Genomic DNA, 20,369 nt, shown 5'->3' with positions numbered 1-20,369 from the left:
CTCGTCCATTCCTGGCCCGGATCCCGCCCACCGATCGACCACCGATTGCCCGCTGATCGTCCACTAGTCGACCACCGGCTGCCCATCGATCGCCCACACGTTCTTTCCCCTGGTCCGGTGCCCTCCCTCTTTTCGTCACCGTTCCGCAACAGCCATGAACCGCTGCGCCGAGTGCCCCGTAGACCCCGGTGTGCGCGGATCCAGGACCGCGGGCGAATCGAGACGAGAGAAGGAACCGAGATGGCCGGCGGCAACATCAAGATCAGCCCCGAAGAAATGCGTGAGGCGTCCACCTGGCTGCAGAACCAGAAGGAACTCATGCAGCAGAGCCTGCACGAGGCCAACACCAAGATGGACGAGATGGTCGAGGCCGCGTACGCGACGCCCGGCTCGGAGAGCAAGTTCCGCCCGTACTGGGAGGAGTACAAGAACGGCACCGAGAAGGCCATCGAGGGTCTGCAGGGTGTCAGCGAGTTCATCAAGCAGGTCGCCGACGCGTTCGTCGACACCGACGACCAGACCGCCGGCTCCATCGGCTGAAGCTCCCCCGCATCGCCCGGCCCCGCTCTCCCTGTGAGGGCGGGGCCGGGCGGCTGGGACAGGAGAGGAGACACCGATGGGCAACATCAGCGTGCCTGTGCAGGATCTGAAGGACACCGTCAAGGAGCTCCAGAACATCGGGGACCTGATCGGGAACTCCGCGACGCTCTACAACGCCACCGGCGGCGCGGGGGACTTCAAGAGCCTGGCCGGCGACAGCACGCTCGCGGACGCCCTCGACGCGTTCGACAAGGCGTGGGTGGCAGGTCACGAGCGGGTTCACGACAACGTGAAGACGTTCGCCGACAACACGGACACGATCGCCGAGAACTTCACGCAGACCGACGACGAGACCGTCAAGTCGCTCGACGAAGACAAGCAGGACGCGTGACGACACGTGACACCACACGTCACGACAGCACACGTCACGCGGAAGGGAACAGCGCCATGACGGAACCGACCACGGAGCAGCCGGAGGCGGCCGCGCCCGCGGAGTACAGCCTGAGGTTCCCCGACTCGTGGTGGCATCTCGACCTCGACCCGAGCACCCGGGACGCGTCGATCCGCCGCCGTATCGAGGCACAGGTGGAGAAGGCCCCCCAGCTCACCCGCGAGCAGGTCGACGGGCTGATCCGCAACACCCGGCGCATCGCCCGCGAAGCGCACGCGAAGGGTGCGTTGCGGGCATCGGGCATGCTCAGGATCCTGCGTGCGGGCAGCGGTCCGCTGGTGCTCAGCGCCACGACGGTGGTGCTGCGGATCACCGTTCCCGAGGAGGAGTCGGAGGATCTGGCGGACCTCGTCATGGCCGCCGGCGTGCAGCTCGGCACCGACGCGGAGGGCAGCGGACTGCCGCCCGGCGAGGTGGAGTTGGTGGAGCTGCCGCACGCCGGGGCGGCCGGGCGGATCTCCCGCGTCGAGGACGTGGACTACCAGGGGAAGCGGGTTCCCACCGCGGTGCGGCACACCCTCGTCCCGGTGCCCAACACCCACGACTACCTCGTGATCGCCAGCTCCACTCCCAACGTGGATCTGGCGGAGCAGTTCTACGAGGTCTTCGACGCGATCGCGGAGTCGCTCCGCTTCGACGGCCAGGCCGACACGGCCGACGCAGCCGACACGACCGACGCAGCTCAGGGAAAGTGAGGTCGCGGCCATGGCGCGTCCAGCGGTGTCCGATTGGGAAGACGTCTTCGGGTTCTCGGACGACCCGACCCCCGGTGATGCGGACATGCTCGGAGATCTCGCCCGCCAGTACCGCTCCGTAGCCGACAACGCGGGCGACGCCCTGCCCCTCGTCTCCGGCCTGGAGGACAACCAGGTCGGCGAGGGCAAGACGATGGACAAACTCCGGGACAAGCTGGGCGACCTGGCCAGCCAGGTACGCAAACTCCACAGCTCCTACGACCAGGCCGCCAGCGCCCTCGACACGTATGTGCACTCGCTGCGTGATCAGCAGCGCAACGCCGACAACGCCCTGGAAAAGGGGCGCGAGGCCAAGGACCGGCTGAATTCCGCCACCGATGTCGTCAAGGCGGTCACTGCCGACATCAGCCACCTCGACGGCGTCAAGCACCCCCCGGACGACAAGGAAGCCCGCGCCAGCACCCGCCGCGCCCTCGACGAAGCCCACAGCAAACAGTCCGGCGCCCAGGCCCAGGCCGACGACGCCCAGGCCGACCTCGACGCCGCCCGCATGCTCGCCGAAGACGCCCGCCAGGTCCGCGAGGAAGACGCCTCCGTCGCCGCCGGGAAACTCGACGACGCCCGCGACGAATCCGTCGCCGGCTACAGCCTCTGGGACAAAATCAAGAAGGCCTTCAGCAAGGCCCTCGCCATCATCAGCGCCGTACTCGGCGTGCTGGCGCTGCTGATACCCGGCCTGCAGGGCCTGGGCATCGCGCTCACCATCGGCGCCGTCGTCGCCGGCGCCGCGTCACTCGGCATCAACATGTCGATCATGGCCGAGACAGGCGACTGGGACATCGGCGAAATCGTCCTCGGCATCGTCGGACTCGTCGCCGGCGGCGGCGCACTCCTCAAGGGCATCAAGGGACTCGGCTCCGCCCTCAAGGGCGTCAAGCCCAGCTCGATGAAGAACATCGGGTCCGGCATCCGCTCCAACAGCCGTGCCGCGGGCGGCAAGACCTGCAAGACGGACCCGGTCGACGTGGCCAACGGCGAGATGCTGCTGCCGCAGACCGATGTGGACCTGCCGGGTGTACTGCCGCTGCGGCTGACGCGCACGCATCTGTCGGCCTACCGCTACGGCCAGTTCTTCGGACCCTCCTGGGCCTCGCCGCTGGACGAACGCCTCGAGGTCGGCGACACGGGCGTGGTGTGGTGGGCGCGGGAGGACGGGTCGATCCTGACCTACCCGCGACTTCCCGCCACCGTGAGCGAGGACGCGGTGTGGCCGCAGGAAGGGCCCCGCCTCCCGCTGACGGCCGAGACGACCGCCGAGGGCGTCCTCACCTATCGCGTCGTCGATCCGCACACGGGCTTCGTCAACGTCTTCGCGGACCGCTCCGTCGATGCCGGTGGTCATGAGACGAGTACGTTCTGGCTGACTCGGTGGCATGACCGCAACGGCAACGAGGTGCACGTCGAGCGGGAGCCGGACGGCTCTCCGACGGCCCTGGTCCACTCCGGCGGCTACCGCGTCGAGCTGAACTGCGTCGCCGGCCTGCTGCTGGACGTGGCGGTCGCCACGCCCGAGGGATCAGTGGAAGTGCTGTCCTACCAGCACGACGCGGAAGGGAACCTGACCCACGTCGTCAACTCCTCGGGTCAGCCCATGGTGTTCGGCTACGACGAGCAGTCCCGCATCACCTCCTGGACCGACCGGAACCACTCCACCTACCGCTACGTCTACGACGACGAGAACCGGGTCACCGAGACCATCGGCCCCGACGGCCGTCTCTCCTCGCACTGGAGCTACGACCCGGCCGAGCAGCGCACCCACTACACCGACGCCTGCGGCGCCACGACCGTCTTCCAGCTCAACGACCTGCATCAGGTCGTCGCCGAGACGGACCCGCTGGGCCACACCGTCCACTCCGAGTGGGACCGCTACGACAACCTCCTCGCCCGCACCGACGCCCTCGGCAACACCACACGCTTCGAGTACGACCTCTCCCACAACCTCACCGCCGTGCACCTCGCGGACGGGAACGGCTCGTCCGCGGTGTACAACGCGCTGAACCTGCCGGTCGAGACAACCGGTCCGGACGGGACGGTGTGGCGGCACGTGTACGACGAGCGGGGCAACCCGACGGCCACCACCGGACCCGACGGTGTGACCCTGCGCTACGACTACGACCGCACCGGTGCCACGGCGTCCGTCACCGATCCGACCGGCATGCGGACGCGGTACGTGAACGACGGCGCGGGACTTCCGCTGTCCGTGACCGACGCGCAGGGCCACAGCGCGACACTGGAACGCGACGCCTTCGGCCGCAGCGTCGCCTACACCGACCCCATGGGCGGAATCACCCGGCTGACCTGGACGGTCGAGGGACGGATCGCCACCCGCACCGACGCGCACGGCGAGGTGGAGTCCTGGACGTGGGACGGCGAGGGCAACTGCACCTCCCACACCGACGCGGCCGGCGGCACCACGGCCATGGAGTACACCCACTTCGACCAGCTGGCCGCCCGGACCACGCCGGACGGCGCACGCTACGCCTTCGCCTACGACCCCGAGCTGCGGCTCGCCCAGGTCACCAGTCCGTACGGGCTGACCTGGGACTACACCTACGACACGGCAGGCCGCCTGGTCGCCGAGTCCGACTTCGACAACCGCGAACAGGCTTACGGCCACGACCCGTTGGGCCGTCTGACCTCCCGTACGACGGCACTCGGCACCCGGTTCGTGTACCACCGCGACCTCCTGGGCCACACGCTGTCGAAGGATGTGGACGGACAGGTCACCCGCTACACCTACGGCGCGGGCGGTCAGCTGACCGGGGCGGAGTCCCCCACGTCGACCCTGACGATGGAGCACGACCTCGTGGGGCGGCTGCTGTCCGAGACGGTGGACGGGCGAACGACGCGGTACACGTACGACAGCCTCGGCCGCCGCACCTCCCGGACGACGCCGACGGGCGTGGTCACGGAGTACGCGTACGACCCCTTCGGCAACCCCGCGTCGATCACCTCCGACGGACACACCGTCGCCTTCACGCACGACGCCATGGGCCGCGAGCTGACACGCTCCTTCGGCCCGGAGGCTTCTCCCGTCACCCTGACCTCCGCCTGGGACCTGGCGGGACGCAAGGTGGCGCAGGACCTGGCCGTACCGGGACGAGCGATGCGGTCCCGGACCTACGGGTACCGCGGCGACAGCCACCTCACCTCGGTGCACGACGCACTGGGCGGCGCCACGCGGATGTTCGAGCTCGACCCGGTGGGCCGCCCGCTGTCGGTCACGGCCGAGGGCTGGACCGAGACCTATGCCTACGACCGGGCCGGCAACCAGACCGAGGGCTCCTGGCCGGACTCCGCGGGCCACACGACGGCCCGCGGCGAGCGGTCCTACGAGGGAACACGGGTCCGGTCGGCGGGCGCGGTCCGCTACGAACACGACGCCGGCGGCCGCATGGTCCTCCGGCAGCGGCGACGTCTGTCGCGCAAGCCGGACACGTGGCGCTACGAGTGGGACGCGGAGGACCGGCTCACGGCGTGCGTCACACCGGACGGTGGGCGCTGGACGTACTCCTACGACCCGTTGGGCCGGCGCACCGCCAAGTACCGTCTGGCGGAGGAGGGTTCCACGGCGTCCGCCGTGCACTTCTCCTGGGACGGCACCCGGCTCGCCGAGCAGTCCGACACGGCCAACGGCGTGACCCTGACCTGGGCGCACGAAGGCGACCGGCCGTTGACCCAGCTGGAGCGCAGGCCGCGGTCGGCCGGGCAGGACCTCGCGGACCTGAGCAAGTCCGAGGTCGACTCGCGCTTCTTCGCGATCGTCACGGACCTGGTGGGCACTCCGACCGAACTCGTCGACGAGGACGGCGGCGTGGCATGGCAGTCCCACGCCACACTGTGGGGCCGAACGTCCTGGAACCGCGATGCCACCGCCTACACCCCGCTGCGCTTCCCGGGCCAGTACGCCGACCCCGAGACGGGCCTGCACTACAACTTCTTCCGGCACTACGACCCGGACACGGCGCGATACGCGTCACCGGATCCGCTGGGTCTTGCACCGGCGCCGAACCCGTCGGCGTATGTGCACAATCCGCACACGAACAGCGACGCGATGGGGCTGGCGCCCGACCCCTGCACCGACGTTCCGGTGTATCGCAAGCAGACGGATCACCCCGACAGTCAGCGCATCCACATCGGTTCCAACGGCGAGGTGAAGATCACGGGCACCGGGCAGCTGTACGTCAACATGAGTGGCGACATCAGGCACACCCTGGAGTTCCGCGGTGCCGGCGGCCAGATCGTGAAGTTCGGCGTGCGGAACGAATTCCGCGAACGTGTCCGTGCCGAGGCCCTCCCGCAGCGTAACCCCGACCCCAATAACATCTCCAAGAGCCAATGGCGAAAGATGCGGCAGGGTCGTCCGGAGATCTCCGATCCGACCAAGGGACCAGACCTCTACGGTATTCCGCAGGGCATGTTCAACGACCTGCGGGCGAACATAGTCCCCGGGTCCGGCAGGGTTGTACAGGAAGGCTGAGGCGGCGGTTCGCAATGATGCACGATCTCGAAAGTGTCGCGGAAGAGCTGCGCCGGGTCAGGAGCGGCCCGTCGGCCAAGGAGGCTCCGCCCGTACTGTCGCGTTTCGACGCACAGGTGGAGGGTTCACCGGCGGCCTACGTGGAACGGCTGCGCTCCGTTCTCCAGGTGGCTCTGGAGTTGGCCGGAACGGCCGAGTTCGACGATTCGGACCTCCCGGAGGAAGACCTTCCTGCTTGGTTCCGCGCGATCGGTTCCGGCGGCTCGGAGAAGGCGCCGGAGTTCTCCCTGACCGGAATGCGGTGCTACCTCGAACTCAAGGGCGCCGCCGAGTGGGACGTCCAGGAGTGGCTGTACCGGTTCGATCCCGAGGAGTACTCGCGGGGGTGGGCCTGGTGGGACGCCACCTGCGAAGGCCCGTCGCAGGTCCGCATCTGGGTGGACGCCTGGGGCGAGTCCTTCTTCGGCTGCGACGAACTGCGCTGGCTCGCCTTCACCGCGGGAGCCACGAGTGTGCAGGGCCCCGAGCTGTCGCGCACCGAGGAGTGGGTCGCCTCGTCCGGCGGCGGGATTCCGGGGAAGGCGTGAGCGCGGAAGAGCGGCATCCGGAGCGGGCGGTACGCGCCTGGTACACCGATGAGACGATCACGGTGTACCAGGCGTACTCGCCCGCCGTCGCCGATGCGGCGCTGGAAGCGGGAACCTTCGTCGCGCCGTTCAAGCGCGACCGCATGACCTGGATCAAGCCTTCCTTCCTGTGGATGATGTACCGCTCAGGTTGGGCCTCCAAGCCCTCCCAGGAACGCATTCTGGCGGTGGAGATCCGACGCGAGGGATTCGAGTGGGCCTTGGCCCATGCGAGCCTCAGCAGTCATTCCCGCTCGGTTCATTCCGATGCGGAGGAGTGGCAGCGGCAGAAACGTCTCAGCCCGGTACGGGTGCAGTGGGACCCGGACCGGGATCTGCACCTCAATCGCACCGACCGCAAAGCGGTACAGGTGGGCCTGTCCGGCGAAGCGGTGGAACGGTACGTCGACGCATGGGTGGTTGGCATCACCGACGTCACCACGCCGGCGCACCGCATTCATGCACGGGTGTGTAACGGGGAGACAGAAGAGGCGAGAAGTCTGCTGCCCAGGGAGACGGTGTACGAACTCCCGCAGACGCTGCGGTCTCGAATCGGCGCCGATGCGTGAAGGGCGCCCGCCGGCTCTATTGCAGACGATGAGCAAATACCGCAGGAGGAAACGCAGTTCCTGTGGCGAGCACGAAATCTGATTGTTCGTTACCGAACGCAGCAGCCGTTACCGGTCTGCCCGGATCCGGCCAGAAGAAAGATGGGGGATGGCCATGGCGCGTCCAGCGGTGTCCGATTGGGAAGACGTCTTCGGGTTCTCGGACGACCCGACCCCCGGCGATGCGGACATGCTCGGAGACCTGGCCCGCCAGTACCGCTCCGTCGCGGACAACGCGGGTGATGCCCTGCCCCTCGTCTCCGGCCTGGAGGACAACCAGGTCGGCGAGGGCAAGACGATGGACAAACTCCGCGACAAGCTGGGCGACCTGGCCGAGCAGGTCCGCAAGCTCCACAGCTCGTACGACCAGGCCGCCAGCGCCCTCGACACGTATGTGCACTCGCTGCGTGATCAGCAGCGCAACGCCGACAACGCCCTGGAAAAGGGGCGCGAGGCCAAGGACCGGCTGAATTCCGCCACCGATGTCGTCAAGGCGGTCACTGCCGACATCAGCCACCTCGACGGCGTCAAGCACCCCCCGGACGACAAGGAAGCCCGCGCCAGCACCCGCCGCGCCCTCGACGAAGCCCACAGCAAACAGTCCGGCGCCCAGGCCCAGGCCGACGACGCCCAGGCCGACCTCGACGCCGCCCGCATGCTCGCCGAAGACGCCCGCCAGGTCCGCGAGGAAGACGCCTCCGTCGCCGCCGGGAAACTCGACGACGCCCGCGACGAATCCGTCGCCGGCTACAGCCTCTGGGACAAAATCAAGAAGGCCTTCAGCAAGGCCCTCGCCATCATCAGCGCCGTACTCGGCGTGCTCGCCCTTCTGATACCCGGCCTGCAAGGCCTGGGTATCGCGCTCACCATCGGCGCCGTCGTCGCCGGCGCCGCCTCACTCGGCATCAACATGTCGATCATGGCCGAGACCGGCGACTGGGACATCGGCGAAATCGTCCTCGGCATCGTCGGACTCGTCGCCGGCGGCGGCGCACTCCTCAAGGGCGTCAAGGGACTCGGCTCCGCCCTCAAGGGCGTGAAGCCCTCGTCCCCCAAGCCGGTCAACAATCGCGCCGTGGGCCGGGGTCTGAACGACCGCAAGTGTGCGGGCGACCCGGTCGACGTCGCCAGCGGTGAGATGGTTCTGCCCGAGACCGACCTGGAACTGCCGGGCGTGCTGCCGTTGACGATCTCCCGGACGTATCTGTCGACGTACCGCTACGGCCAGTTCTTCGGCCCCTCCTGGGCCTCCGTACTCGACGAGCGCCTGGAGATCGAGGGCCAGGGGCGCGTGTGGTGGACCCGCGAGGACGGGTCCATCCTCACCTACCCGAGCCTGCCCGCCGACGAGTCCGCCGACCCGGTCTGGCCCGACGAGGGCGCCCGCCTCCCGCTGACCTGTGCCGGAACCGACGAGACCACGGGCCGGGTCACCTACCGCGTGGCCGACCCCCACACCGGTATCGTCCAGACCTTCGCCGACCACCCCGACGACGAGAACGGCCTTTTCTGGCTGACGCGTTGGCACGACCGCAACGACAACGACATCGTCATCAACCGCCTGGAGGACGGCACTCCGACCGAGCTGCTGCACTCCGGCGGCTACCGCGTCGAGGTCCGCTGCGTCACCGGCCTGATCACCGGCCTCTCGGTCGCCACTCCCGATGGTCCCGTCGAGGTCATGTCCTACGAGCACGACGCCGACGGCAACCTCACCCACGTGGTGAACTCGTCTCGCAAGGCCATGGTGTTCGGCTACGACGAGCAGCACCGCATCACCTCGTGGACGGACAGGAACGACTCCACGTACCGGTACGTCTACGACGACGAGAACCGCGTCACCGAGACCATCGGCCCCGACGGCTACCTCTCCTCCCACTGGTCCTATGACCCCGTCGAGCTCCGCACCTACTACACCGACGCCTGCGGCGCCACCACCGTCTACCAGCTCAACGACCTGTACCAGGTCGTCGCCGAGACCGACCCCCTGGGCCACACCACCGCCTCCGAGTGGGACCGCTACGACAACCTCCTGTCGCGGACGGACCCGCTGGGGCACACCGCCCGGTACACGTACGACAAGACGTGGAACCTGACGGCGATCCGTCTCCCGGACGGTGCCAACTCGTTCGCGTCGTACAACGAGCTGAACCTGCCGGTCGAGGTGACCAGGCCGGACGGGGCGATATGGCGGCACGAGTACGACGAGCGGGGCAACCTGACGTCCATCACCTCCCCGGACGGCACCGCCGACCGTTTCGCCTATCACGACACCGGCGCGCTCGCCTCGGTGACGGACCCGGCCGGTGCGCAGGCCGCGTACGAAGTCGATGGCGCGGGCCTTCCCCTGGTGTTCGCCACCTCTGCCGAGGGCCGGACGACGATCGAACGTGACGCGTTCGGGCGTCCCACGATCGTCACCGACCCACTGGGCGCGACCACTCGCACCGTGTGGACCGTCGAGGGTCGGCTGTCGGAACGAACAGAGCCTGACGGCCGCGGCGAGAGCATGACGTGGGACGGGGAGGGCAACTGCCTCACCGGTACCGGCCCCGCAGGCGACGCCAGCAGCTACGAGTACACCCACTTCGACAAGCTCGTGGCCCGCACCGGCCCGGACGGCGTCCGCTACACCTTCGGCTACGACGCGGAGCTGCGCCTCACCCGGGTCACCAACCCGCAGGGGCTGACCTGGGACTACACCTACGACCTCGCAGGCAACCTCGTAGCGGAGTCCGATTTCGACGACCGCGAAGTCGGGTACGCACATGACGCCGTGGGCCGTGTGGTCTCTCGCACCACTCCTCTGGGCGAGGAGGTCGCCTTCCAGTACAGCCCCGTCGGTGATCTGCTGACCAAGAACATCGCGGGGACGACCACGTCGTACACGTACGACTCGTGCGGGACACTCGTCCGGGCAGCTTCCCCTCACGTAACACTGGAGCTCGAACGGGACGTCATGGGACGGGTTCTGGCCGAGACCGTCGACGGCCGTACCACCTGCTTCACCTACGACGCTCTCGGCCGACGCACCTCCCGCACCACCCCTACCGGCGCCGTCACCGAACTCGGCTACGACGCAGCCGGAAATCGCGATGCCCTCTCCATCGAGGGGCACAGTATTGGCTTCACTCACGACGCTCTCGGCCGCGAACTGACCCGCGTCTGGGGCGCCAACGGCTCGCTCGTGGAAGCCAGGACCGCTTGGGATCCGGCCGGTCGTCCGGTGGCCCACAGCCTCGTCGCGCAGGGCCACTCCCTCCGCGACCGCCGTTACACCTACCGCGCGGACGACCGTCTCACGGCTGTCACGGACGCTGCGACGAACCGGGCCGAGCACCTCGAACTCGACCGGAGCGGACGCCCCCTGGCCGTGACCGCTGACGGCTGGACCGAGACCTACGCCTACGACCAGGCCGGCAACCAGACGTCGGCGACCTGGCCCGAGAAGGCGGGCCGCGCAGAGGCCATCGGCGACCGCACCTACACCGGCACTCGCATCCAGACCGCAGGCCGCGTCCGCTACGAATACGACGCCGCGGGTCGCATGGTGCTCCGCCAGAAGCAGCACCTGTCGAGGAAGCCCGACACCTGGCGCTACGAATGGGACACCGAGGACCGGCTCCTCTCCTGCGTCACACCGGACGGCGTCCTGTGGCGCTATACCTACGACCCGCTCGGCCGCCGCACCGCCAAGTACCGGATGGGGGAGGACGGTTCGGTCACCGAGGCAGTCCACTTCACCTGGGACGGAACCTGCCTGGCCGAACAGACCGACACCGTCACCGGCGTAACCGTCACCTGGGACCAGGACGGCCACCGGCCGCTCACTCAGCTCGAACGCAAACCCCGCCCCGGCGGCGACCTCACCCAGGGTGAGTACGACTCCCGCTTCTTCTCCATCGTCACCGACCTGGTCGGCACGCCCACCGAACTCGTCGACGAACAGGGCGCCATCGCCTGGCGCTCCCGATCCACTCTGTGGGGCACCACCGCCCGCAACCGGGATGCCACGGCCGTCACCCCACTCCGCTTCCCCGGCCAGTATGAGGACCCCGAAACCGGCCTCCACTACAACTACTTCCGCCACTACGACCCCGAGACCGGACGCTACGTCTCACCGGACCCACTGGGGCTGGAGCCGGCGCCCAACCCCGTGGCCTATGCCGACGACCCGCGGACGACGATGGACCCCTTGGGCCTCGCCAACTGCGGGGGTCACAACCTGCGTCCCAGGCACCAGCCGGCGAGGATTGGCCAGAACGGATCGGACAAGTACCGGGATACGTTCTTCAACGCCAACCCTGCCCAGAAGGGGAAGCCGATGGTGATCCATCACGCCATCGAACAGCAGGTCCTCAATAAGTACCCGAACGTCTTCAGGCGGGACGAGATCAACTCTCTGGAAAACCTGCGCGGTATTCCGCAGGCCGTGAACGGCAGGGTCCATCTGAGCGGCATCCGCAAGGAGTGGGATTCCTTCTACAAGAGTAATCCCAATGCGACCCGTCAGGATTTCCTGGACAAGGCGACCGACATCGACACCAAGTTCGGGAAGGAGTTCGATCCGCCCGTCCGCTAGCGTCGGTCTTGATCCCGCCCAGGAAACTTCCTCCGCAAAGGTGACGTACATGTGGAAAGAGCTCATCAACCGTCTCGGCGTCGAGTGGGAACTCGCAGACCCCGCCCTCCAGGACGACATCGCGGCCGTCGAAGCGGCTTTGCGGCATCCGTTCCCCGACGACCTCAAGGCGCTGCTGTCCGAGAGCAACGGCGTACGTGACGAGTTCGGCGGCGGAGTCGTCTGGGACCTGCAGAGGATCCAAGAGGACAACACCTTCCTGCGCACGGACGAATCGATCCGTGAGCTCTACATGCCGTTCGACTCGCTTCTCTTCTTCGGCGACAACGGGGGCGGGGATCAGTTCGCCTTCGCCCGGACCGGGACGGGAACGAACATCTACGTCTGGGACCACGAAAACGACAGCCGCATGAATGTCGCCGACGGTATGGAGCAGTATCTCAACCGAACCGCTCAGGCAGCCGACCCGGACTGGTTCCGCCACCTCTGAAGAAGTGTGCCGGGAGCCGACGAATAGTGAGGTGACATCCATGGCACGTCCGCCGGTGTCCGACTGGGAAGACGTCTTCGGGTTCTCCGACGACCCGACCCCGGGCGACGCGGAGATGCTCGGCAGACTCGCGCGCGGCTACCGCTCGGTGGCCGACGACGCGGGAGACGCCCTGCCCCTGCTCTCCCGGCTGGAGGACAACCAGGTCGGCGAGGGCAAGTCCATGGACAAGCTCCGGGACAAGCTCGGTGATCTGGCCGAGCAGGTCCGCAAGCTGCACAGCTCCTACGACCAGGCCGCCGGCGCTCTCGACACGTACGCGCACTCGCTGCTCGACCAGCAGCGCAACGCCGACAGGGCGCTGGAGGACGGCCGGGAGGCCAAGGCGCGGCTCGAGTCGGCCACCGAGGTGGTCAAGGCCGCCGGTGCGGACATCGGCCGGCTGGACGCCGCGCACCATCCGCCGGACGACCACGAGGCCCGCGCGAGCACCCGCCGCGCGCTGGACGAGGCGCGCGGCAGACAGTCCACCGCCCAGGGGCACGCCGACGACGCGCAGGCCGACCTCGACGCCGCCCGCATGCTCGCCGAGGACGCCCGCGAAGTACGCGAACAGGACGCCTCCACCGCCGCCCAGAAACTCGACGACGCCCGCGGCGAGTCCGTCGACGGCTACAGCCTCTGGGAGAAGATCCGCAAGACGTTCAGCTTCGTCCTCGGCATCATCAGCGGAGTGCTGGGCGTGCTGGCCATGCTGGTGCCCGGTCTGCAGGGCATCGGACTCGCCCTGACCATCGGCAGCTTCGTGACCGGCGCGACGGCGTTCGGGATCAATATGTCCATCAGCGCGGAGACGGGCGAGTTCAACGTCCTCGGCATCGTGCTGAGCAGCATCGGGCTGTTCCTCGGCGGCGGCGCCGTTCTCAAGGGCGTCGGTTCGATCGCCAAGTCGGTCACGTCCGCGGTCAAGGTGGGCGGGGCGGGCGGCGGCATCAGCAAGGTCAGCAGCGGGTTCAACGAGTTCCGGGGCGAGTTCAAGAAGATTCCCGAGGCCCTGGGGAAGGTCCGCCGGAACATCTGGATCTCCGGCAAGGACTTCGGGAAGCTCCCCACCGACATCGTCAACGCGGTGAAGGGGATCGGATCCAAGATCGACGATCTCGCGTTCGTCGCCAGGTCGATGCGGAACCCGACCGGTGCGGTGAGTTCGGTGCTGGCCAACATCCTGGCGAACGGCTTCCGGGCCCCCTCGTCGGTCCTGAGGCTGCCGACCCTGGACGGCCTGCGGGGCCTCACCCACGCCTGGACCCGCACGGACGTGGCCGGCTTCGCCCTGGGCGTGGGTGGCCTGGCCTACGGGCCGTTGGCCTTCACCGGGCACACCACCCCGCCGGTGCACGACGACAGTTACCTGCCCGGCACCACCTGACCGGGGCGACACGGAAGAGGGCCCCGCACCGGCCGAAGCCGGTGCGGGGCCCTCGCGCATGCCGTCCCCGTCGGGTCAGCCCTCGGCCGCCGGCAGCACCGTCTCCGGGACCTGCACCGTCCTCAGCACCCCGTCACCCAGGTGCAGGATCGCCCGGCCGGGGCGGGTCGCGCCCAGGCGGCTGCGGGGGATCTTGACGCCGATCAGGTCGCCGTCGCTCATGTTCTGCGGCTTCAGGAGCAGGCCGCAGCGGTTGCGGCGGGCCTCCGTGTGCCAGCCGGAGAAGCCGGAGGAGAGGCGGTCCGTCTGGCCCGCGAGGACCAGGCCGCGGCCGTTCTCCGCACCGGTCTTGGCGATCTCGGTGAGGACGGGCTCGGCCCTCGACTTCAGCAGCAGGTCGGCGTCGTCGAGGATCACCACGGCGCCCTTCCGCGAAGCCCCGAGCGCCTGTTCAAGGGCCGAGGGGTCGATGTCCGACTCGTCGAACACCGCGAGGACACCGGGCCGTCCGGCGAGCCGGCGCAGCGGCGACCTGGCGGGCGCGCCGACGACGATGGGTGCGCCGACGGAGAGCAGCGACAGCGCCAGCGTCGACAGGACGGTGCTGCGGCCCGAGCGGGCGGGGCCGGAGACGATGAACGTCGGCGTGACGGAGAAGTCGGGGCCTACCGCCGCGAGTTCGTCGCCGCCGACACCGGACAGCGCCCACCGCGCGGACGGCAACGGCCGCGGCACGTACTGGATCGCCTGCTCCCAGGTGAGCCGGTCCGGCAGCGTGTCGACGCGGAACGGCCGTGTGGTGGCCGGGAGATGAGCCGCTTGCTCGCGGCAGTGCGCGGCGATCTGCTGGAGCGCCCCGGCCTGCGCCTGGCCCTCCGGGTTCGCCGTGAGGAGCGCGATCTGCACCTCCGCCTTGTCTGCGGCGCGGAAGGCGCGGCCCGGCGGGATCTCGTCGGGGACATTGCGCTGGGTGATGCCGATCTGGCCGTACTCGGACTTCTCGTTCAGCTTGAGGACGAGCTTGTCCTCGGTGGAGCCGTTGACGCGGCTGGAGAACAGCGCGCGGTCGCCGGTCATGAGGAGGTGGATGCCGACGCTGGCGCCGTCGCGGAGCAGGGTCATCACGGAGTTGAGGAGGTTGCCCGAGTCGTACTCGCCGAGCTGCTTGTCGAAGACCTCCCAGCGGTCGATGAACAGCACGATGTGCGGCGGGCGTTCGGCCTCCGGGAGTGCGCGGCGCAGCTCCGCCAGGTCGGCGCTGCCGCGGGCGGCGAGCATCTCCTGGCGGCGGCCGAGCTCCCCGGTCAGCCGGGCGAGCAGCCGGGCCACCCGGTCGGGCTGGGTGCGCTGGGTGATGGCTCCGCAGTGCGGCAGGCCCTCGATGGGCAGCAGCGCGCCGTTGCCGCAGTCGATGCCGTACATGTGCAGCTTGTCGGCGGAGTGGGCGAGGGCCATGGCGCCGGCGATGGTGCGCAGCGTCTGCGACCTGCCCTGGCGGGGCGAGCCGATGATGTGCAGGTGGCCGAGCGTCGCCGGGTCGATCACCAGGGCCTGCCGGGCCTGTTGCGCGGGCAGGTCCACGACGCCGTACGCGACGGGCGCCAGATCGTAGTCCGAGGGTGCGGGCGGCGGGAGTTCGCCGGTGACCAGGGCCTCGGGCAGCGGCGGCAGCCACGGGCTGTGCTGGGCGGGGATGCCCATCTCGCGGTCGGCCTCGCGGATCGCCGTGACGAGCCCGGTGAGGTCGGTCTCGACCTCGGCGGGTGCGGCGGCGGCGCGGGGCCGCGTCGGGAGGGGTTCGCCGAGGCGTTCCCAGCCGACCGCCACCGCCCAGGGCGCGGGCAGCGAGACCGTCGTGGCGCCGGGCCTGCGGCCTCCGACGCGGCCGGACTGGAACGGCACGAGGGAGTTCTGGCCGAGCCGGACGTAGGCGCGGCCCGGGTTGCTCTGCGAAATCCCGGCCGCCTCACCGGAGTTGATGACGTCCTGGCTCTCGCCGGAGTCCGTCACACGCAGGGCGATACGCAGGTTGGTGTTGGCGCGGATCTCGGAGGAGACGACGCCGCTGGGGCGCTGCGTCGCGAGGATCAGGTGGATGCCGAGCGAACGGCCCCGCTGGGCGATGTTGACGAGGCCCTTCACGAAGTCGGGCAGGTCGCGCACCATCGAGGCGAACTCGTCGATGACGATGAGGAGTCGGGGCATCGGCACGTGGCCCGCCCTCGGCTCGCGCTCCAGGAGATCGACGTAGTCCTCGATGTCCTTGGCGCCGACCGCGGCGAGGATGTGCTCGCGGCGGGTGAGTTCCGCCGTCAGCGACACCAGGGCCCGCTCGACGAGGTGTGCGTCGAGGTCGGTGACCATGCCGACGGTGTGCGGCAGGTCCATGCAGTCCTTGAACGCGGAGCCGCCCTTGTAGTCGACCAGTACGAAGGTCATCGCGTCGGGGCGGTTCGCCACGGCGAGGGAGGCGACGATGGTCTGGAGCAGCTCGGACTTGCCGGAACCAGTGGTGCCCGCGACGAGGCCGTGCGGGCCGTCGCGCTTCAGGTCGAGGTGGAACGGACCGTCGAGGGAGACGCCGACGGCCGCCCGGGTCGAGCGGCCCCCGGCCAGCCAGCGCGCCCGGATACCGGAGGCCTGCGGCGGGTCGAGGGAGAGGACGTCGAGCAGCCGCGCGGAGGCGGGCAGCACCGCGGCCTCATCGTCGCCGCCGCCCGGGTCGCGCAGCGGGCCCATCGCGCGGGCCAGCGAACGGCAGTAGTCCACGGACACCGTGTCGGGCCGGACGCCCGTGACGGTGCCACGCCCCGAGCGGCCCACCCGGATGGTGCCGCCGGGCTCCTCGGCGACGACGGCCTGGCACTCCTCGGGCAGCAGCAGTTCCTCGGAGTCCAGGCAGAGCGCGCGGACGCCGACGGCCGGGCCCTCGCGCAGGATCTGCGTCACGCCGGGCAGCGAGCGCAGCCTGCGGGCGCCGTCGAGGACGACGAGGATGTCGGGTCCCGCGGCCTTGCCGCGCCGTTCGGCCGCCGTCGCCGTGGCGCGCTCGGTGATCAGCGCGGTGAGCTCGGCGACGCGCCGGGCGCAGCTCTCGGTGCCGTAGCCGATGGCGGCCGGGGTGTCGCCGGACTTCTTGCGGACGTGCGGCAGCCAGCGCAGCCAGGACCAGCCGTCGCGGCCCTGTTCGCCGGTGGTGAGCAGGTGGATCTGGAGGTCGCGGGGGCTGTGCAGGACGGCGGCCTGGGCGACGGCCCAGCGGGCCACGGAGCGTGCGGCGGGGCCCTGGCCCGCGATGCCGAGGACGTGGTGCTCGCGCAGCGGCACCGTCACCGGCACGTCGTACGCGGTCCACGGGTCCTGGCGGCGGTGCTCGTCCTTCGTCGGGTCGTGGAGGACGACCTCGGAGTCCATGTCGTGGGTGCCGACGCGGAGTTCGAGGAAGTCGGCGTCGGTGGCGCGGCGCTCCCAGAGGCGGCGGCGGGGGCCGACGGCGGTGAGGACGACCTCGGCCGGGTCGGGGAAGCCGCGGCGGCGGGCGGTGCGTTCGGCCGTCAGGGCCTCATTGGCGTCGCCCTCGATGCGCGCCTTCTTCTCCTCGAACTCGGCGACCCTGTCGGAGTGGGACTGCTTGCCGGAGCGCCGGCTCATCACGTAGTTGCCGACGACGACGACCGGGGAGAGCAGCCCGAACAGCAGCATAGTCATGCGGTTGAAGGCCACCGCGCCGACGACGGCCATCACCAGCGGGGCCGCCGCCGTGATCCACGGGAGCGGCCGGGCGGCGAGCGGGGCGGGCGGCGAGGGCAGTGCGAAGTGGGTGGCGCGCTCGGCGGGCCGCAGCCGGGGCGGCCGGTTGTAGTCCCAGCCGGTGCCGTCCTCGGAGGGCTGCACGGCCGCGTCCGGCTTCTGCGGCAGGGCGAGTTCGAGCAGGCAGTCGCCGACGAGGAGCTGGGCGCCGACCGGCCAGGCGACGGACTCGGTGACGTCCTCGCGGTCGAGCTGCACGGAGCCGCCGCCCGTCGCGGAGGCGTCGGGCGCGATCCGGCAGCGTCCTCCGGGGGCGATCGTGAGCACGGCGGACGGGCGGTCGGGGACGGCGCGCAGCACCTGGGCGGAGCCGTCGTGGCCGAGGCCGATCCGGTACTCCCCCATGTCCATGCGGTGCACGGCGCCCGCGCCGGGGCCGCCGACCACACGGACCTCCACGAGGCCGTCGGGTTCGGCGGCCGCGGTGCCTGCCGGGCGGCCCAGACCCACGATGGAGGCGTCCTGCAACGGCGCGTCCCGCAGTCGCATGTCCCAGGGCAGCAGCCGGTCGTCGGCGTACAGGCCGAGGCCCTCCGGGGGCCGGTGGACGCCTCCCGCCCCGGCCAGCGCCTCCGCGACAGCGCTCATGGGCGTGTCGGGGTCGGCGTCGAGGTGGACGTCGAACGCGTCACCACCCGCCTCGACCACGGTCAACATCAACGACACGAAAACGTCCTCCAGCCAGGGTGAATGCGGGCCTGGGCAGCCGCGGTCGGCGGCTTCCGTACCACTGTCGTGACTACGGGTGCTGCCGGCGGATGGTTCACGGACATCCCAGGTGAACCATCCGCCGACCGGCGCCGTAGAGGCCATCGGGTGCACGGCGCAGCGGCCGTGCAGCTCCCGTTTTGTGACAAGGAGTCAGTGGATGATCTGGTACGTCCTGGCCGCGGTGCTGGGTCTTGCGCTGATCGCGGCGGTGACGGTGCTGATCGTCACGGAGCTGCGGAACCGCCCGCCGAAGCCCGTCAAGGCCTCGGCCGCCGTCACGGGCCGGGCGGCGCTCGACGTGGTCGACGCGGGCCTGCGCCGCCTTACGGGCGAATGCCTGCGCTCCGGCAGGTCGTTGCCCGATCTGTACGCGGTCGTCTACTCGGAGGAGCGGCTGGGACTGCTGCTCGCCGGAGCCCAGGAGAACGCGCCCGCGCCCTGGAAGGCCGAGCAGGACGGCGAGCGCTGGACGATCTCGCCCGCCGATCTGCACCGTCCGGGACCCGAGGGCGAGCCGGCCCTGCCGTACGCGCTGACGGTGACGGTGGGCCTGGCCGGGCCCGACCGGGTGCTGGTCGACCTGTCCCGCGCGGTGGGCCCCGTCTCGGTGACGGGCCCGGACGACGAGGTGCGCCGCATGGCGCGCGCCCTCGTCCTCGAAGCGATCGCCGGTCCCGTGGGGGCGCTCGCCCAGGTCACGCTGGTGGGCTCGGTGGCCGACGGCCGGCTCCTCGCGGGCGACGAGACGCGCAGCTCGCGGCTGCACAGCGCGGCAAGCCTGGAGGAGGCCTTCGCCAGTGCGGCGTCGGCGAACGCGGGTGTACCGGCGGCCGGGTCGGCCGACGTCACGCAGGTGTTCCGGCTGATCGAGGGCAGCAGCCGGCTCGCCGTGCAGGGCGAGGTGCCCCACCTGTTCGTCGTGGACGCCACCCAACTCCCGCGCCGGGACGAGGTGCTCACGGGCCTGCGCCGTACGGACGCCCTGCTCGTGCTCGGCGAGGCGCCCACCGGCTGGCGCTGGAAGGCCGGCGCGGACGGCTCGCTCGACACCGGACCGCTCGGCCTGGAGATCACCCGCCATGCGGGACGACTGGTCTCCTGAGTGTCACGCCGCCTCGCTGTCCGCCACGCCGTGCGCGTAGAGACCGCGCCTGTTCAGCGCCTCGCGCATGGCGCGGGCGGCGTAGTACGTGCGGGACTTGACGGTGCCCGGTGGCACGCCCAGCACCTTGGCCGTCTGGTTGACGGTGCGTCCGAGGTAGTGGACGTGCAGCAGGACCTCGCGCTGGGAAGGGCGCAGGTCCCCCAGCGCCTCGACGAGGACCTGGGTGGTGAGGATGTGGTCCACGTTGTCGGACACCGGCAGGTGGGCGAGTTCCGGGTCGCCGGTCTCCGGCGGTCTGGCCTGGCGGGCGCGGTGGCCGTCGATGACGAGGTTGCGCAGCGCGGTGAAAAGCCAGGGCCGCGCCGAGTCCGCGGTCGGGTCGAGTTCCGCGGCATGTCGCCAGGCCCGTATGGCGACTTCTTGCAAAATGTCCTCGGCGCGGTGCCAGTCGCCCTCCAGTCGCCGCGCGGCGAACTGCAGCAGCGCGGTGCCGTGGAATTCGTAGAGCGCTCTGAGGAATTCGTCGGGCTGGAGGTCCGCGGCGTGGGGGCCGGGTATCCGGTCTTCGGGCGAAGCACTGGCCGACAAGGGCCTTTCCTCTCCGGATCGTCTGTGGGGGAAGACGGGTTCCGCCGGGTGCGGAGCAAACCGACAGGCATCGCCGCGGGGCGCCGCGGGGGGGGGGGGGGCGCCGCGCCGCCCCGGGGGCGGGGGGCACCGGCGCGCGGGCCCGCATGGACCCCGCGCGCGCAAGGAAAGGTGCGAGAACAAACGCTACTCAA

The 20,369-nt window shown here is 70.0% G+C and carries 12 protein-coding genes; 10 read left to right on the top strand and 2 right to left on the bottom strand.

The window, feature by feature from the left end; genetic code table 11:
* Nucleotides 1-240 precede the first annotated feature (240 nt).
* From ACIRHA_RS41475 to ACIRHA_RS41435, 9 genes are all read left to right on the top strand, one after another.
* On the top strand, nucleotides 241-540 hold the full coding sequence (locus ACIRHA_RS41475; RefSeq protein WP_403856788.1) for a WXG100 family type VII secretion target: 300 nt from the start codon (nucleotides 241-243) through the stop codon (nucleotides 538-540).
* A gap of 76 nt (nucleotides 541-616) precedes the next feature.
* On the top strand, nucleotides 617-931 hold the full coding sequence (locus tag ACIRHA_RS41470; RefSeq protein WP_361121436.1) for a hypothetical protein: 315 nt from the start codon (nucleotides 617-619) through the stop codon (nucleotides 929-931).
* Between the two features lie 56 nt (nucleotides 932-987).
* On the top strand, nucleotides 988-1,686 hold the full coding sequence (locus ACIRHA_RS41465) for a hypothetical protein (protein WP_403856785.1): 699 nt from the start codon (nucleotides 988-990) through the stop codon (nucleotides 1,684-1,686).
* Nucleotides 1,687-1,711: 25 nt separating this feature from the next.
* Complete coding sequence (locus ACIRHA_RS41460) at nucleotides 1,712-6,226, top strand: DUF6531 domain-containing protein (protein WP_403856782.1); 4,515 nt, start codon at nucleotides 1,712-1,714, stop codon at nucleotides 6,224-6,226.
* 17 nt (nucleotides 6,227-6,243) lie between these two features.
* Entirely contained in the window at nucleotides 6,244-6,813 is a 570-nt protein-coding gene (locus ACIRHA_RS41455) for a hypothetical protein (RefSeq protein WP_403856779.1), read from the top strand.
* Nucleotides 6,810-7,421 (top strand): DUF4291 domain-containing protein, encoded by a 612-nt coding sequence (locus tag ACIRHA_RS41450; protein ID WP_403856776.1) that lies wholly within the window; start codon nucleotides 6,810-6,812, stop codon nucleotides 7,419-7,421. The genes ACIRHA_RS41455 and ACIRHA_RS41450 overlap by 4 nt, the downstream gene beginning before the upstream one ends.
* A gap of 169 nt (nucleotides 7,422-7,590) precedes the next feature.
* Nucleotides 7,591-12,042: a DUF6531 domain-containing protein gene (locus ACIRHA_RS41445; protein WP_403856773.1), complete on the top strand. Its 4,452-nt coding sequence runs from the start codon at nucleotides 7,591-7,593 to the stop codon at nucleotides 12,040-12,042.
* A gap of 49 nt (nucleotides 12,043-12,091) precedes the next feature.
* Nucleotides 12,092-12,532 carry an SMI1/KNR4 family protein gene (locus tag ACIRHA_RS41440; protein WP_403856770.1) on the top strand — a complete coding sequence of 147 codons (441 nt, stop codon included), beginning with the start codon at nucleotides 12,092-12,094 and terminating at the stop codon, nucleotides 12,530-12,532.
* A 40-nt stretch (nucleotides 12,533-12,572) separates the two neighbouring features.
* The gene (locus tag ACIRHA_RS41435) at nucleotides 12,573-13,961 is read left to right on the top strand and encodes a hypothetical protein (RefSeq protein WP_403856767.1); all 1,389 of its coding nucleotides are present in this window, start codon (nucleotides 12,573-12,575) and stop codon (nucleotides 13,959-13,961) included.
* 75 nt (nucleotides 13,962-14,036) lie between these two features.
* Here ACIRHA_RS41435 and ACIRHA_RS41430 read toward each other — a convergent pair whose 3' ends face one another.
* Nucleotides 14,037-18,428 (bottom strand): FtsK/SpoIIIE domain-containing protein, encoded by a 4,392-nt coding sequence (locus tag ACIRHA_RS41430; protein ID WP_403856947.1) that lies wholly within the window; start codon nucleotides 18,426-18,428, stop codon nucleotides 14,037-14,039.
* Between the two features lie 211 nt (nucleotides 18,429-18,639).
* Here ACIRHA_RS41430 and ACIRHA_RS41425 point away from each other — a divergent pair, with 211 nt between their 5' ends.
* A complete protein-coding gene (locus ACIRHA_RS41425) occupies nucleotides 18,640-19,584 on the top strand; it encodes a hypothetical protein (RefSeq protein ID WP_403856764.1) in 945 nt (314 codons plus the stop codon).
* A 3-nt stretch (nucleotides 19,585-19,587) separates the two neighbouring features.
* Here ACIRHA_RS41425 and ACIRHA_RS41420 read toward each other — a convergent pair whose 3' ends face one another.
* The gene (locus ACIRHA_RS41420; protein WP_403856761.1) at nucleotides 19,588-20,175 is read right to left on the bottom strand and encodes a sigma-70 family RNA polymerase sigma factor; all 588 of its coding nucleotides are present in this window, start codon (nucleotides 20,173-20,175) and stop codon (nucleotides 19,588-19,590) included.
* Nucleotides 20,176-20,369 lie beyond the last annotated feature (194 nt).

It is taken from the genome of Streptomyces sp. NPDC102360, assembly GCF_044766085.1.
Lineage (GTDB): Bacteria > Actinomycetota > Actinomycetes > Streptomycetales > Streptomycetaceae > Streptomyces.
This window is presented reverse-complemented; position numbering and strand designations above follow the sequence as displayed.